The 16,997-nt window shown below is 61.9% G+C and carries 7 protein-coding genes; 6 read left to right on the top strand and 1 reads right to left on the bottom strand.

Translation table 11 applies throughout. The features are described 5' to 3' along the window. Window positions 1–376: 376 nt before the first annotated feature. A complete protein-coding gene (locus J3Q04_RS08070) occupies window positions 377–2,566 on the bottom strand; it encodes a response regulator (protein WP_434559940.1) in 2,190 nt (729 codons plus the stop codon). Between the two features lie 240 nt (window positions 2,567–2,806). On the opposite strand from J3Q04_RS08070, the gene J3Q04_RS08065 reads away from it, so the two are divergent. The 6 genes from J3Q04_RS08065 to J3Q04_RS08040 are packed head-to-tail and all read left to right on the top strand — an operon-like array spanning window position 2,807 to window position 16,919. Continuing rightward, complete coding sequence (locus tag J3Q04_RS08065) at window positions 2,807–3,031, top strand: hypothetical protein (protein WP_434607038.1); 225 nt, start codon at window positions 2,807–2,809, stop codon at window positions 3,029–3,031. A 46-nt stretch (window positions 3,032–3,077) separates the two neighbouring features. Further along, window positions 3,078–10,676, top strand: coding sequence for an Ig-like domain-containing protein (locus J3Q04_RS08060; protein WP_434607040.1), 7,599 nt, complete (start codon window positions 3,078–3,080; stop codon window positions 10,674–10,676). 39 nt (window positions 10,677–10,715) lie between these two features. Next, window positions 10,716–12,614 carry a TolC family protein gene (locus J3Q04_RS08055; RefSeq protein ID WP_434607042.1) on the top strand — a complete coding sequence of 633 codons (1,899 nt, stop codon included), beginning with the start codon at window positions 10,716–10,718 and terminating at the stop codon, window positions 12,612–12,614. Beyond that, the gene (locus tag J3Q04_RS08050; protein WP_434607044.1) at window positions 12,611–13,372 is read left to right on the top strand and encodes an efflux RND transporter periplasmic adaptor subunit; all 762 of its coding nucleotides are present in this window, start codon (window positions 12,611–12,613) and stop codon (window positions 13,370–13,372) included. Before J3Q04_RS08055 ends, J3Q04_RS08050 begins: the two co-directional genes overlap by 4 nt. Continuing rightward, on the top strand, window positions 13,369–14,748 hold the full coding sequence (locus J3Q04_RS08045) for an efflux RND transporter periplasmic adaptor subunit (RefSeq protein WP_434607046.1): 1,380 nt from the start codon (window positions 13,369–13,371) through the stop codon (window positions 14,746–14,748). Before J3Q04_RS08050 ends, J3Q04_RS08045 begins: the two co-directional genes overlap by 4 nt. Further along, window positions 14,745–16,919, top strand: a complete 2,175-nt coding sequence (locus tag J3Q04_RS08040) for an HlyD family efflux transporter periplasmic adaptor subunit (RefSeq protein WP_434607049.1) — start codon at window positions 14,745–14,747, stop codon at window positions 16,917–16,919. The genes J3Q04_RS08045 and J3Q04_RS08040 overlap by 4 nt, the downstream gene beginning before the upstream one ends. Window positions 16,920–16,997 lie beyond the last annotated feature (78 nt).

Raw genomic sequence — 16,997 nt, 5'->3', positions numbered from 1 at the left:
AAAAGCCCCATTCGATGACGGGGCTGCGCTGACGATTATTTCCTGACGGGTATTCGGGGCAGGAATTTGGCTTTTTCCCCTCGCTGTACCTTGGATACTCTCGTCTTGATGGACTTGATCGGCTCGTCGCCGAAATCCGATCGATAGGCCGACTGACCACACTGTAGACCTTCGTTGACCGGATACGCGGCGCCATTTTCCTCGCTGTACTGTGCTCCCATCGCATTTCCCCTTTTGACGAAGCCGATACCGGCAACAACGATTGCCTATAAATATCGACTTTCACGTCAGTGAGACTAGCGGGTCATCAACAGACTGCCTGTCCGCAACCCGCCCTGACCGACGAACGGAACCCACTGTTTCAAAAAGGAAACACTCACTCCGCGCCCAGTATGGTGCGGCTCAGAACCCTGGAAACCTGATCAGCCGAATATGGTTTGGACAGAAACTCGAAACCTTCATGCCCGCTTCGAGCCAGCTCCTCGCTGTAACCAGACGTCAACACCACCGGCAGCTCCGGGCGACGCTTGTGCAATTCCCTCGCCAGGGCGATTCCGCTGATGCCGGGCATGACGACATCGGAGAATACGGCGTCGAACCTCGTCGCATCCTGGCCAATCATCTCCAACGCCTGCTCGGCATTGGTCGCCCAGGCCGTTTCGTATCCCAGGTCTTGCAGGATCTGGTTGGCGAAACGCCCCACTTCCAAGTTGTCTTCCACGATCAATACCCGACGCCGACCCTTCTCCAGCACCATAGGCGTGGTTTCCTCGCGTTTTGGCGCCTGGACTCCTTCTGGTTCGACTTCCGGGAGATACAGCGTAAAGACGGTGCCCTTACCGACGACGGTGGAAACATCGACGTTGCCTCCCGACTGCTTGGCGAAACCAAAGACCTGGGACAACCCCAGCCCCGTGCCCTTGCCCACTTCCTTGGTGGTGAAGAACGGTTCGAAAATATGCTCGAGTATTTGCGGGTCGATTCCCGTCCCGGTGTCCTCCAGGGCGATGGCGGCGAAGGCCTGCCCTGCCCCGGCATGGCCTCGGATCGGCGGCATGCTGTGCCCACAATCGAGCCTCAACCACAACGTTCCCTGGCCGTTCATGGCATCCCGGGCATTCAAGGCCATGTTGATCAGCGCCGTCTCGAACTGGCTCAGATCCGCGCGAATGTAGCAAGGCTGTTCACACAATTGGACCTTGACGTGGATGCGCGCCCCCGTGACCGTTTCCAGCATGTCCCCCAGGCTTTGGACTTGCTTGCCCACGTCGATGATTTCCGGCTTCAACGGCTGTCGCCGTGCAAACGCGAGTAACTGGCTGGTCAGCTTCGAAGCCCGCTCCACCGTTTCGGAAACCGCGACCATGTAGCGCTGCCGGCGCTCGTCGGACAGGTTGGGCATGCGCAGGAAGTCGACCGAGGACCGGATGATGGTCAGCAGGTTGTTGAAGTCATGGGCCACACCACCGGTGAGCTGGCCGATGGCTTCGAGCTTTTGCGACTGGCGAAGCGCCGCTTCGGTCTGTTGCAGCCGCGTCGTGCGCTCCTCGACCCGTTGTTCCAGGGTCGCGTTCAGTTCGGCCAGTGCCGCCAGGCCTTCACGCACCGCAGCGTCCGCACGGGCGCGTTCGATGTGGGCCCAGCAGCGCTCGGTGACCTCCATCAGCAACGTCAGGTCGTTCGACGTCCAGGTTCTCGGTGTTTTGTCATGGATCGCCATCAGCGCAGTCAAGCGACCATCCTTGATCAGCGGGACGCAAATGGTGGCCGCGATGCCTATCGACTGGAACGCAGCCGCTTCCTCAGGCGCCAGCTCCGTCAGGTTGTCGTTGATCACCAATGGCTTGCCGGCCCGCAGATTGGTGACCGCCAACCGGCCGAAATCCAGCAGACGGTAATGCCCGATAATGCTGGGCGAACCAGCCCTCGCCCAATCGCCACGAATCGTGAAGCCATCCTCGTCCTCATCCATATCGGCATAGGCGCAGTTGGACAAGTTGAGGTGCGCCGCGAGAATGCGCGCGGTGGTTGCCATGATCGCCTGCGGATCCGTTGCATTGGCCACGGCACTGCCAATGGCATCGAGCACCGCCAGGCGTTGGGTCATAAGCACCGTGGAAGTCGTCTCGGTGACCGTGTCCAGCATACCCACGACCTTGCCGAACTGATCCCGGATGGGGCTGTAGCAGAACGTGAAAAAAGCTTTCTCGGGGCCACCGCCACGTTCGATGACCAACGGAAAATTCTCGATATAGGTCGCTTGTCCCTCGAAGGCGGCGCCCACGATCGGCCCGATATCGCTCCAGGCTTCCTGCCAAACCTGATCGAACGGACGGCCCAATGCTTCGGGTTTGCTACCGAGGATGGGCAAGAACGCATCGTTGTACAGCATGACCAGCTCGGGGCCCCAAACGATTGCTTGGGGAAAATGGGACGCAAAACTCAGCGCCACGGTGGTCTTGAGCACATCTGGCCATTTTTCGAAGGGTCCGAGGGAGGTGTCGTTCCAATCGTGACGGCGCACCCTTTCAGCCATTTCTCCATAGCTCTGGAGCCAATCTGTCATTGCGTTCGATCCTTCTGGCACGCCAATACCCAGCGAGGGGAAAAGCTTGTGACCCCAGGCAGGGCCGTATTATCCCGCGCGGGGTAGGAAAGTGCGATTGGATTGTGGGATGTGTCGGGCTGCAATTACCCAACAAATGACGATTCTCGACCGAAAGGCTACAGCAACGTCCTACAAACCAACGAAAGTGGCGGGCTTTCGCCTCCTCTGGCGACCAGTACGCATCGTCGGATCAAGGCGATGCAGCGACTCGAAAAGATGCGGATCATGGGGCTAAAGATCGGCTTGCAGGCGCCGATAAAACAGGCGCACTTGGTATTTGCCATACCCGCCCGAGACATGGAGACGAAGGCGCAAGCGGACGAGACTGCGATAACGCAGGTGTCCGACGAAACAGGCGAAGGACATATAGATAAGAAAAAAAATCAGGGGCGAAACGGTGAAGAACACCAAACCCAGAAGTGATGTATCTCCAGTATCACGCAACAGGTTTTTCGCCCTTGAACAACGAATGCTATTCGACGGCGCGGCGGCGGTCATCGCCGATACTGCGGTCGTGGCACGTAGCGGCGCCGAAGATGCTTCCGTCGCGATTAGCGGCATCAGCGTCAGCGACACCGATAGCGCAACACAACACGTCACCTTGAATGCCAGCCATGGCACGCTGAACCTGGCCAGTACCAATGGCCTCACCGGCTTGACCGGCAATGGCGGCGCCAGCATCAGTTTCAGCGGCTCGCTGGCAGACATCAACGCCGCCTTGAACGGCATGTCGTTCCGGGGCGACAGCAACTTCAATGGTGCTGCCTCGTTTACGTTGACCAGCAACGACGGCAGCAATACCACCAGCAAAACCATCGACATCAACCTGACCCCGGTCAATGACGCACCGACGATTTCCGGCAGTGGCCCGGCGTTGCAGGTGGACGAAGGCGGGACGGCGAATTTCTCGCCGGCCACCAGCTCCCCCGACGGCAAGGGCTTCACCCAAAGCAACCTGGGCATGACCGACGTCGATAACGTGCAGCAACAGGTCATCATCAAGCTCACCTCCCTGGCGAGCAATGGCACCTTGTTGCTCAACGGTAAGGAGCTAGGGGTAGGGTCGAGTTTTTCCATCGACCAGATCGCCAACCTCAGCTATCGCCACAATGGCGACCAGGTCATCAATCCCGCGGGCCTCACCGACAGTTTCACCATTACCATCGATGACGGCGCCGGCGGCGTCGTTCACGACCACAACGTGCAGGTTCACGTCAATCCGGTGAACCAGGCGCCGACATCGAGCGGCACCATCACGATCATCGAGGGCGAGCAAAGCGTCAACCTGACCGACAACGGCAATCTGGTCAGCCCGATCGGCACGCCCCGTGGCACGATCCAGATCGGCGATCCCGATCAATCCCCGGGTGTCGACTTCACCTATACGCTCAACTCCCTGCCGACCCACGGTACGTTGCGCTATGACGGCGTGGTGATCACCGACAGCAGCTTCGTCATCCTGGACCTCTCCAAGCTCACCTACAGCCACGACGGCAGCGAAGCCAGCGGGGCCGGCGCCACCGATAGCTTCTTGCTCAATGTCACCGATGATGGCGGCGGCACCGGTGTGCCCAAGACGTCGACGTTGACCGTCGATCTCACCATCCTGCCCAACAACGACGATCCGGTCCTGGATCACAGCATCGACCAGAACCTGAATCCTGGGGAAACGATTCGCGTCGTCACCAACGCCATGCTGCAGGTCACCGACAACGACTCCTTCGATTCCAGCCTCAGGTATACGCTCACCGCCGTGCCCGACAGAAACGTCGGTTATTTCACGCTCAACGGTGGGTTGCTGGTGGTGGGATCGAGCTTTACCCAGGCCGACATCAACGCAGGCAACGTGGTCTATCACGTTCGGGCCTATACCGGCACGGCGCGAACCGACAGCATGAGTTTTACCGTCAAGGACGGCGGCGTACGCCTGTATCCAAGCGCGCGCGATGGCGGTATCTACGACACCGACGCGGCCAACAGCTCGTTGACGGTCAAGACGTTCAACGTCCACGTGCCGGCCGAGCCATCGACGTTGCCGGGGGCACTGCCGGCCGACCCCGCGCCTAACCAGGCGCCCGTCAGCGGCGGCGACAAAACCGCGACGATCGACGAAGCCGCCAGCTACACGCTGACGACCGCCGACCTCAACGCCACGGATGACTTCACCCCCGCCGACGGTTTGACGTACCGGGTGCTGGTCACGCCGGGCAGCGGCACATTGCTGCTCGACGGTGTGGCGATCGGTGCGTTCGGCACCTTCACCCAGGCCGACGTGGACGCTGGACGCGTTACGTTCCAGCACAGCGGCGACGAACACTTTGTCGACAACTTCCAATTCTCGGTTTCCGACGGGACGCTGACCACCGCGACCGAAAATTTCAGCCTCAGTATCGTGCCGAAAAACGACACACCGACCGCCACCAATGACGATCGGGTATTCACGGCCGAAGGCGGCACCGTCACCATTACCAACGGCAACATCGTGGTCGCCGATACCGACAGACAAGCCGATGCCAGCGGCGGCACCCAGTACGCCACGAGCAACGACGTCATCTTGCAGATCAGTGCGCTGCCACAATTCGGTCACCTGACGCTTGGCGGCGTGACCGTGACGTTGAATCAGACCGTGACCTCGGCACAATTGGCCGCGGGCGACCTGAAGTACGTCCATGACGGCAGCGAAAACTTTACTGACAGTTTTTCCGTGGTGCCCGTTGACGACCAGGGCGTGGCCGTCGGAGCGGGTACCAACCAATCCAGCACCGGCTCGGCTTTGGTGGTGCCGATCACCATATCACCGGTCAACGATGCGCCCGCGTTCAATTCCAAATCCCAACTGGTCGCCGGTGAAGCGGGCGCCATCCACGAAGGGGAATCGGCAGTGATCGGCGGTGCATCGGGTTATGCCAATGCCGATGGATCCGGGACGATAAATGGCTCGGTGGGCGGCGCGCACCTTGTGTACGGCGATGACGATAACTCCAGCCTACAGCGCCAATACCGGCTCACCGCTATTCCGGAGCATGGCAGGTTGATGCTCAACGGCGGCGTCCTCGGGCTCGGCTCGGTCTTCACCCAAGCCGACCTGGACGCCAATCGCGTCACTTATCAACATGACGGCAGTGAAACCAGCAACGACTCATTTTCCTACATCGTCAGTGACGGTGATTTCAGCGCCAACGACAGTGGCTCATTCGCCCAGGGCGTCACCGCCACGGCATCGACCTACAACATCGAAATTCTGCCGACCAACGACAAGCCAACGGTGTCTGCCCCCAACAACCCGGTCAATATCGACAGCACCGTCGCTGGCAACAATCCGGTGGGCGGCTTCACGGTGGGCGATCTCGATGACTTGAGCGGCGTCGGCACGCAGGATTCGGTGCAAGTCATCGTGCGGCTGACCCAGACCGACGGCACCGCTTTCACGGCGGGCGAGTATGCGGGCGTCACCCTCTCCGTCGGCCTGGGCGGCGGCGCTACCCGAGACGCCGATAAAGACGGCAATGGCGATTACCTGGTCCTTCGCGGCACCCGGGCCGAAGTCAACGCGGCGCTGGCGACCCTGACCGCCAGCGTCAACGACCCCAGCAACGAGGACCATCAATACCGTATCCAGGTCGTGGTCGATGATCGGCTGCGTGACGCCGGCGGCAACCTGACGACGGGGGCCAATGGCGGCAGCGAAAACCAGGCGGCCACCCCCGGCGGCAACGGGCAGCCGATCTCCGCCGTTGAATTCGATGGATACACCGACAGCGTCACCGGCACCGACCTCAACCTGGCACAGGCCAGCGTGTTGGTCCGCGTGTCGACAATCAACAGCCTGCCCAGCGTGGGTATCCCGGCGTCCCAACTGATCAACGAAGATCGCTCGACCGCCGTCACCGGCATCTCGGTGGTCGATACCGAGTCCACGGCCCTCGACGTTCCGGTCTCCGTGACGGTCAGCGTGCCATCGGGCCAAGGCATATTGGGGATTGGCGGCGCGGGTACGCAGACCACCATCACCCTACCGTCAGGACGGACGGTGAACATCAGTGGCGACAACAGCAACAGCGTGACCCTGATCGGGCGTGCCGACGATATCCAGTCGCTGCTCAACGCCGCCGGCACTGGCTTGACCTACACCAGCGCACCCCACGCCAACCACGACTACAACGGTGCCGCTGCTGGCGACGTTACGCTCAGCGTGCAATTGAACGAAGGCACCGCCGCCATCGGTGGTGACGTGGGCAGTGGCAGCGTTGCGTCGCCCGCCCAGACCAGCGAACTGGCAATCACCCTGCAAGCGACCAACGACGCCCCTACCGTAACCGCAGGCAGCGGTAGCCTGGCGATAGGCCAAAGCGGCGCAGCGGTGGCCGTACCGGGGTTCTCGGTCTCGGATCGAGACTACAACGACGGTGGGGGCATCAGCGCACCGCCAGGCGAGAGCGCTTCGCCGGAACAGGACTTCACTCAGGTGACCGTGCGCCTGACCGATGCCAATGGCGTGCCGCTGAGCCAAGCGAGCTACACCGACATCATTCTCGGCTCCACCAGCTCGCCCACGGAAGATCACACCAGCTTCGAAATCGATGACACCCATTCCGGCACCGACAGTGCACTGGTCATCCGCGGCAGCCTGGCCAACGTCAATGCTTACCTCGCGGGTTTGCAGGTTACCCTCAGCGGCACCCTTGCCAACACCGACACCAGCTACAGGGTGCAGGTGATTGCCGACGACCGCATTCGCGACGTTGCCACCGGCGTGCTGGATGCCAGTGGTCTGGCCAACGGCGGCTTGAATCCGTCCGGAGCTTCGACCGCCGTCGTCCCCGCCACCGTTATCGATCCCTACGCGGCGTTGCCTGGCTCGCTCACGCTCAATATGGGCAGCAACACGCGGACGCTGTTTGTTTCCAGCCTCAACGACCCGACCCAGGTTACCGCCAGCGACGTCACCGTCAGGGAAGGCTCGGCGACCCTCAACCTGACCGGCAGCGTGGGTGGGTTCACCATCAGTGACCCGGACGCCAACGGTGCCAATACGTTCTCGGCCACCGTACACGTCAGCCAGGGGGTGATTTCCGGCGTGGGCGGCAGTGGTGGTTCGATCAGCGGTGTGGGCAGCGATACGGTGACGATCAGCGGGGCCACCCAAGCCGAAGTCAACGCTCGTCTGCAGGCCCTGACGATTACTTACCCGACGGCCACGGGCGCGCCGGCAGGCAGCGACTACACGGGCAACTTCACGGTGACGGTTTCCGTCAACGATGGCGGCAGCACCGGGCAGCGTCCTGGAGCGTTGACCGGCGACACCGACGATGCCAACCAGAACCCGGGCGATTTCGACTACGCCGACGGCACCACCGCCGCGCTGATCACCACCCGCACGATCAATGTAACCGTGCTGCCGGTCAACGATGCGCCTTTGGCCTCGGGCCTCGACAGCTCGCAAACCGTGACCAAGGGCGGCAACCCCGTTCGTCTGGATGGCGACGGCAATGTGACCGTCAGCGACCTCGAACTGGATGTGAGTGCTGACAAATGGCAGGGCGCGACGCTGACCATCAACCGTCAGGGCGGCGGCAATGCCGATGATGTCTTTGGCCTTTTCGACAGCGATGCGGGGAACGATGCGGTCGGTGTTCAGGTCAACGGCAGCGACCTGCTCGTCGACGGGGTGGTCGTGGGCAGCATCAGCAATGCCTCGGGCACGCTGCAAGTCACCTTCAACGCCGATGCCGACGGTTCAGTGGTCGGCAAAGTGATGGGCGCCGTCACCTACAGCAACACCAACGCCTCGACATCGGCCAGCGCCGACGTAGCCGTCGACTTCGTGCTCAACGACCAGAACCCGAACACCACCGACAGCGGCACTGCCGGCAGCGGCCAGGACCAAGGCGCCGAAGGGCGGAAAATCGCGACGCAAACCATCACCATCCACCTCAACACCGCGCCGGTGGCCGTGGACGATGGCCTGCAAACCGTCCAGCAAGGCGATCCGGCCAGCGGCAATGTCCTGCCCAATGACAGCGACCCGGACGGCAACCCTTTGAGTGTCACCGGGTTCACCGTCGCGGGGGTCGTCGGCACTTTCAATCCTGGCGATACCGCCACCATTGCCGGCGTCGGCACCCTGACGCTCAATGCCAACGGCAGCTACTTGTTTACACCAGCGCCATCCTTCCACGGCGATGTGCCGGTGGTGACCTACAGCATCACCGATGGCACGGGCGGCGCCGACACCGCCGACCTCACCATCCGGGTCAACGCGCCACCGGTTGCGGTGGACGATGGTCTGCAAACCGTCCAGCAAGGCGATCCGGCCAGCGGCAATGTCCTGCCCAATGACAGCGACCCGGACGGCAACCCCCTGAGTGTCGGCGGGTTCACCGTGGCGGGGGTAGTCGGCAGTTTCAATCCTGGCGATACCGCAACCATTGCCGGTGTCGGCACCCTGACGCTCAACGCCGACGGCAGCTACCTCTTCACGCCGATCCCCACCTACCACGGCGATGTACCGGTGGTGACCTACAGCATCACCGACGGCGTGGGCGGTACCGACAGCGCCGACCTGACGATTCGGGTCAACGCGCCGCCAGTGGCGGTAGACGATGGGCTGCAAACCGTCCAGCAGGGCACGTCGGCCAGCGGCAACGTCCTGCCCAACGACAGTGATCCGGAAGGTCATCCGCTGAGCGTCGCCGGGTTTACCGTCGCGGGGGTTGCGGGCACTTTCAATCCTGGCGATACCGCAACCATTACCGGTGTCGGCACCCTGACGCTCAACGCCGACGGCAGTTACCTCTTCACGCCGGTTGCGACCTTCCACGGCGATGTGCCGGTGGTGACCTACAGCATCACCGACGGCGCGGGCGGTACCGACAATGCCGACCTGACCATCCGGGTCAATTCCACGCCTGTCGCCAACGATGACGGGGTGTTGCTCACAGACCGCGACACGCCCATCCAATCCATACCGGTGTTGGCCAACGACACCGATCCGAGCGGCCATCCGCTCACCGTCACCCACGCCCAGAGCGCTGACGGCAGCGTTACGATCAACCCAGACGGAACCCTGGATTTCACCCCGGCACCCGGCGTCACGGGCGATGTCACGATCACCTACGTGATCAGCGATGGCGTGGGTGGCAGCGACACCGCCCAAGTGCGCATCCATATCAATGAGCCGCCCGTGGCCGTCAACGACGGCGTTCATAGCGCGCCCCAAGGAGACCCGATCAGGGGCAGCGTGCTCGGCAACGACAGCGACCCCGAGAACGATGCGATTCATGTGGTCGACTTCACCGTGGATGGCGTGACCGGCACCTTCGCGGCCGGCGACAGCGTGGCAATCCCAGGCGTCGGCACGATTAGGCTCGACCTCGATGGCCGCTTCGTATTTACACCGAACGCCAATTATCTCGGCGCGGTGCCGACCATCGATTATCGGATCACCGACGACCATGGCGGCTTCGCAACGGCGCAATTGAGGCTGCGCATGGACTCCTCGACATTGCCGCTGCCGCCCACGTCCGATGTCTCGACGGATCGGAACGCGCCCACCGGCGACGTTCTGCGCCATGAATACCCGGATTGGCAGCTTGATTCGTTGAGCGTACGGCGCGACATGGTGCCGGGCTTGTTCGTCACGCTTCCGGTGATGGATTCGCAAATCCAGGCCGATGAACGACTCGACCCGCTGCGCTCCGGCTATGCCGAAGCCTACAGCGGCGAAATACGTTCGGAGTCGATCGGGATCGGCCTCGGTTTCGTTCCTAACCTACACGTCACGCTGGCGGTACAGGATTCGCAAAAAACCGTCGATTACCAGGAAGGTTCGCTCAAATTCAAGGACAGCCTGTATTTCACCGGTGGCCATAGCTTGTTCGGCGATTTCGATGCCTTGCAGCCTGTGGCTGAAGAGCCTTCGGCAAGAGAAGTCAAGCCCAGCCCGCCGTCTGATCAGCCCAAGGCGGCCGTTTCCTTCAGTGACCAAATCAGCCAGGCCGCCAAACAGCGCCAGCCTCATTCGTCCACTCAAGTCGAACGGCTACCGGCGCCCCAGCGCAAAGGTTGACCCAACGTCCTCTACTTTCCTTATAAAAACGGTAATCACATGTCTTTGATGGAAAAAAATCGTTCAGTACTGGGCGCAGGCTGGGTCGCGGCCATGGTTATCGGCCTGGCAGGCTGCTCCGTTGCGCCGAAACCGTTGCAACAAGATGAAATTCACCAACGAGTGGCCGGGGACCAGCTCCAGCTTTACGCCGACCAGGAACCGATCAAGGGGCCATTGACCTTCGCCGACGCGCTGGCACGCTCGCTCAAATACAACCTCGACTATCGCCTGAAGTTGATGGAATCGGCTCTGGCGGCGGGCCTGCATGACGTTTCACGTTACGACATGCTTCCCAAGATGCTGGTCTCGGCTGGCTACACGTCGCGCAACAACGAGTCGGGTGGTACGAGCGTCGGCATTGAAACCAACACGGTTTCGTTGATCCCCTCCTCCTCCGTCGAGCGTAACCGGACACTGGCCAACGCTGAGTTTTCCTGGAACCTGCTGGACTTTGGCGTCAGCTACTACCGCGCCAAGCAGAGTGCCGACCAATACCTGATCGCCGAGGAGCGACGCCGACGCGTGATGCAAACGGTTCTGCAGGACTTGCGCACCTCCTACTGGCGCGCCCTGGGCGCCCAGCGTCTTGAAAGCCAGGCCGACGAGCTGCTGAACCGTGTACGCCTGGCGCTGGGCAAATCACGGGAGGCCGAGGTACAGGGTCTGCTACCGCCGGCACAGGCGTTGGCTTACCAAAGCGCCCTGCTGGACGCGACCACTTTGCTCAACGCTCGCCGCCAGGATCTGGAATTCGCCAAACGCGAATTGGCCGCGCTGATGAGCATTCCACCGGGCACCCAATTCACGCTGGCTGAAGAAAGCGAGCCCTCGCTGCCTGGCGTCCCGGTCGACATGGCCAAACTTGAGGAAATCGCCTTACAGGCGCGTCCTGAGCTGCGTGAGGAAGACTATCGCAAGCGCATTTCGGCGGACGAAGCGCGACGCCAATTGCTGGCACTGCTGCCCAGCCTTGGAATCAACATCAACGATCAGTACGACTCCAACAAGTATCTCTATAACAGCAATTGGGTCGACAGCGGCGTACAGGTCAGCGCCAACCTGTTCAAGCTGGCGGCCATCCCGGCCACGCAAAAAGCCAGCGCCTCCCAGGAAAAAACCGACAACGCGCGCCGCCTTGCGCTCTCGATGGCCGTGCTGACACAAGTGCGCATCTCGGTGGAGCGCTACAAGCTCGCCTTGGTCGATTACGACCTGGCCGACCAGTCGAGCCAGGTCGATCAACGCATGGCCAAGTTCGCCCGCGCTTCGGTGTCGTCCCGCACCGATTCCGAGCTTGAAGTCATTCGCACCGAAACCCGCGCCCTGCTCGCACAGTTCCAGCGATACTCGGCCTACGCCACGGCGCAGACCGCTTTCGGGCGCATCTATAACTCCCTGGGCCTGGACGTGCTACCCGAAGACGTGCGCGACGCCAGCGACTTGCAGCAACTCTCGCAACAACTGCAGGAAAGCCTGAGCCGTTCAGAACGCCAGGCGTTCACGACGGCGATCGGAGAGTTGCCTTCGCAGCAACCGCTGGCGGTACGCCTGGAATACTCAGGCGATGCTCGGGCAGCCAATGACATGCTCGAAGTGGCTCGCCAAGCATTGAAACGCAACCAGTTCGTGCTTGCCGAAAACAACCAGCCCGGGCCTACGCTGATCATGCAACTGCGTATCGCCAACGTTCAGGACGGTATCCGTCGCGGTGAATGGAGCGTCAGCCTGCGCCGTGCCGACGGAAGCGTGGCAGGCACCAGTCACTACCAGAGCACGTTGCGCGCCCAGCCGGACAGGGATTCCTTGAACGCATTCTGCGAAGCCGCCACGGTCGCTGAAGTGCCGAATTTGCGCGCGTGGTTGAAATCGGGCCCAACACAGGTGGCCTCGAAATGAAGATCCGATCACGTTGTGTTTCTCTTTCTGTGATCGGCGGTTCGTTGCTCGGCCTGGTCGTGTCAGCGCAACCGGCATGGGCACAAAGCGAAACCGATGCCGGCGTACGCGTGCTGCTGGTGGCCGACCAGGAAACCACCCTGGCGAGCCAGCTGGTGGGGCGGGTACGCGCGGTCAACGCGTCGCTGGGATCGACGTTCAGCAAGGGTGACGTGCTCGTCAGTTTCGACTGCGACGAACAGGTCGCTCGCCTGAAGATGGCCCAGGCCGACCTGAGCTCCGCCCGTGAAACCCATGACGCCAAGCTGCGCTTGCAAGGGTTGCAGTCCGCCGGCGAGGTGGAAGTTTCGCTGGCCGCCAGTGCCGCAGAGAAAGCCGCTGCCCAGGTGGCCCAGTACCGGGCCCAGCAACAACAATGCAATGTGCTCGCACCGTTCGACGGGCGCGTGGTCAAGGTCCAGGTCAAAGCCTTTCAGGGCGTCAACCTGGGCCAGCCACTGCTCGACATCATCAGCAAAGGGCCATTGAAGGTACGTGTGAATGTACCTTCCAAATGGTTGGTCTGGCTCAAGCCCGACCTGCCCTTCCAGGTTGATTTGGGTGAGACCGGCAAACGTTATCCCGCCAAAGTCAGCGCCATCAACGGCCAGGTCGACGCCGTCAGCCAGACCATCGAGCTTGAAGGGGTGATCGAAGGCCGGCCCGTCGATCTGCTCGCCGGCATGAGTGGCACTGCGCTGTTCGAAGCGCCGCAATGAACGCCCAAGCCAATACAGCGCCCAACCCGGTCGCGGTGCTGCTGCATCTTGAGCAGCGCGCACAAGAAGCGCGCAGTACCGCCGAGCTGGGTTTTGTGATGGTCAACGAAACGTGGCAGCTTTTGCGTTATCGCCAGGGCTATATATTCGTCAGCGATGTGCTGGGCAAGCCCTCGCTGAGCAACGTTTCCAGCTTGGCGGTGCTGCCTGAAGAGACACCGTTTACCGTCTGGCTCAAGAGGCTGGCCCAGCATCTCTGGACGCAGCCCGCGTTATCGGCCGAATCGACACCAGCCACCGTCTTGCATCTGTTGCGAGCCCGGGACCTTCCCGAAAGCTTCGCCGAGGGCTGGACCGAATGGATGCCGATGCATCTGCTGTGCGTACCGCTACCGCCTCGCGATCATTCACGTCGTGGCATGTTGCTGCTTGCCTGCGATACCGAGCCGGACGAACATACCCAGGCCCTGCTCGCCAGACTGGGGCAAACCTATGCCTACTGCCTCGCGGCGCTGACCAACAAACGCCCCACGCTCGGCGCCCGCTGGCAAGTCTGGCGACAGCGCCCGTGGCGTTTATTGGCGTTGGGGACGGCCATGGCCCTGGCGTGCCTGGTGCCGGTCCGACTGAGCGCCCTGGCGCCGGCCGAGATCGAAGCCCATAACGCGATGGCCATCGCCTCCCCGCAAGATGGCGTGGTGCACGAGTTCCTGGTGCAGCCCAACCAGATGGTGCAAAAGGATCAACCGCTGTTCAGCCTCGACGACACGACCCTGCGCAATCGCCGCGCGGTTGCCCGGCAAGCGCTGGAAGTCGCCCGGTCCGAAGCGTTGCTCGCTGCGCAAAAAGCCTTCGAAAGCGCACAGAGCAAGGGCGAGCTGGCCGCGCTCAATGGGCAAGTGCAGGAGAAACAGGCCGAGGTCGCTTGGCTCGACGAAATGCTTGAGCGCAATGTGGTCCGAGCGCCACGCGACGGCATCGCGATATTTGGCGACACCAATGATTGGATCGGCAAGCCGGTGGTCACTGGCGAGCGCATCATCCAGCTGGCCGACCCGCAAGATGCGGGGGTGCTGGTCTGGCTCCCGGTGGCCAATGCCATCAACCTCGATACCGGTTCTGAAATTCGTCTGTTCCTGCACGTTGCGCCGCTATCGCCCTTGACCGCCAGCCTGATCCAGACCAGCTACCAGGCCACGCTTTCGCCAGACAACATTCCCTCGTATCGCATTCGGGGGCAGTTCCAGGGTGATGCCAGCCAGTTGGCTCGGATCGGCCTCAAGGGCACCGCCAAGCTGTATGGCGAATCGGTACCGCTGATCTATTACGTCATGCGCCGTCCGTTGGCCGCCCTGCGTGAATGGAGCGGGCTGTGAGCGAACTGGACCTGGCGACTCTGCTGTCGGGCTCATCGGCCGGATCGACATTGCAAGACCCAGACGTACATCTTCCCGAACACCTGCCCGCGGTGCGCGAAGACTTGCGCCTGATTCCCGCGGCCTCGCAACGTGATGGCTCGCCAGCCTGGATGATCCAGGACCCGGTCGGTAACCGGTTCTTCAACATCGGCTGGCTGGAGTTCGAGATCCTGTCACGCTGGTCCCTGGGTAGCCCGACCCGCTTGCTCGAGGCGCTCGCGGCCGAAACGCCCCTGAACGTCAGCCGAGCGGAACTGGCGGCCTTGTTGGCGTTTCTGAGCCGCCATCAGTTATTGCATGTCAGCGACGTCACCGGTACCCGACGCCTGGAAGAGATGGCCCGGCAAGGCAAGCACACCGGTTGGCAATGGTTGCTTCACAATTACCTGTTCATGCGCGTGCCGCTCTGGCGTCCGCAGCGCCTGTTAGAAAAAACCCTGCCCTGGGTCGCGCCACTGTTCAGCCGGACCTTTCTGGTGTGCATCGCCCTCGCCATCGTGCTGGGCCTGTTCTTCGTCGAACAGCAATGGGATGTGTTCGTTGCCAGCTTCCAGCAAAGCCTGTCACCGCAAGGCCTGGTCGGTTATCTGGTAGCCCTGGCGATTACCAAGTGCCTTCACGAGCTCGGCCATGCCTATACGGCTACGCGCTACGGCGTGCGCGTCGCGCACATGGGCGTGGCGTTCCTGGTGCTATGGCCGGTGCTCTACACCGATACCAGCGAATCCTGGAAGCTCGCCGACCGCCGTCAACGCTTTCACATCGCCGGTGCCGGCATTCTCGTGGAGCTGCTGGTTGCCGGAGTTTCGACGCTAGGTTGGGCCTTGTGCGAAAACCCAATGCTCAAGAGCGGGCTGTTCTTCCTGGCGACCACCAGTTGGATGATTTCATTGGCCCTCAACGCCAGCCCCTTCATGCGCTTTGATGGGTATTTTTTGCTGTCCGACTGGCTCGACCTGCCCAACCTCCACGAGCGCTCGGGTGCCTTGGCGCAAGCCTGGATGCGCCGTCGCCTGTTGTCCTGGGACGAACCCGATCCGGAAGTCGTAGCGCCGCGCCTGCGTGGTTTTCTCATTGCCTTTGCCATCGTCACCCGTATCTATCGCCTGGTAGTGTTTCTCGGCATCGCCGTCGCCGTGTATTACCTGTTTTTCAAGGCGCTGGGTATCTTGTTGTTCCTAGTCGAAATTGCATGGTTCGTCGTCATGCCTATCCAGCGTGAACTCAAGGTCTGGTGGGATCGTCGCAAGGAGATCCCCACGCGGCGAGGTCGTCTGCTTTTGCTCGGGCCAGGCGCGCTGATGCTATTGGCCGCCTTGCCGTGGAGCACCCAGGTGCAGGCGCCCGCCTGGCTGCATGCAGAGGTTCAATACACGCTCTATAGTCCCTTGCCGTCCCGGCTGGTGGAAATGCCTCTCGTCGGGCAACCGATCGAAGCCGGTTCAACCTTGGTCGTTCTGGATTCCCCGGTCATACGCGACAAGGCCGAACGGTCTCACAAAGCGACCCTCGCGTTGCGCGCGCAACTCGCCGGACTCCCCGGAACTGCCGATGGGGCCGAAAAATATGCCTCGATTGCCAGCCAGCTCAACCGTCAGCAAGCCGAGTCCGCCGCCCAGGCGGCCGAGTTGCAACGCCTGACATTGCGCGCCCCGATGGCCGGAGTGCTCATCGACATCGACCCCGCCGTGCAGCCCGGCGTCTGGGTCAAGCCCAATCAGCCGCTGGGCGTCTTGGTCAGCCCCGATAGCTGGACGGTGGAAGCATTCGTTCGCCAGCAAGACCTCTCGCGCGTGGCCGTTGGCGCTCGCGCGCGCTTCTATGCACAGGGAGGCAGCGGCACGACGCTTGAGGGAGAAGTGATCGGCATTGACGATTCACGCACCCAGAACGTCCCGCATCTGATGCTGAGCACGACCTACGGCGGTCCCATCGCCGTCTCCGCAAAACAGGACCGGAACCTGCAGATCCGTGATGCCCTTTACCGGGTGAGAATACGTTTGGACGCCCCTCCCGCCCAGATGATGATGCGGCTGGGCAACGTGTCCATCGAGGGGGCCCGCATCAGCCCGGTTGCAGAGCTGTTCACCGATGCGTTGTCGATTCTGATCAGAGAAAGCGGGTTCTGACGGGGGCTTTCGCCTGCTCCCCCGTGGCGAGGAAGCTTGCTCCCGCTGGGCCGCTCCGACGCCTCGGGAGCAGCGGCC

Origin of the sequence: Pseudomonas sp. D4-21, from assembly GCF_051132125.1 — a bacterium.
Lineage (GTDB): Bacteria > Pseudomonadota > Gammaproteobacteria > Pseudomonadales > Pseudomonadaceae > Aquipseudomonas.
Note: the sequence above shows the minus strand (reverse complement) of the source record. Positions and strands in the feature narration are given on the sequence as shown.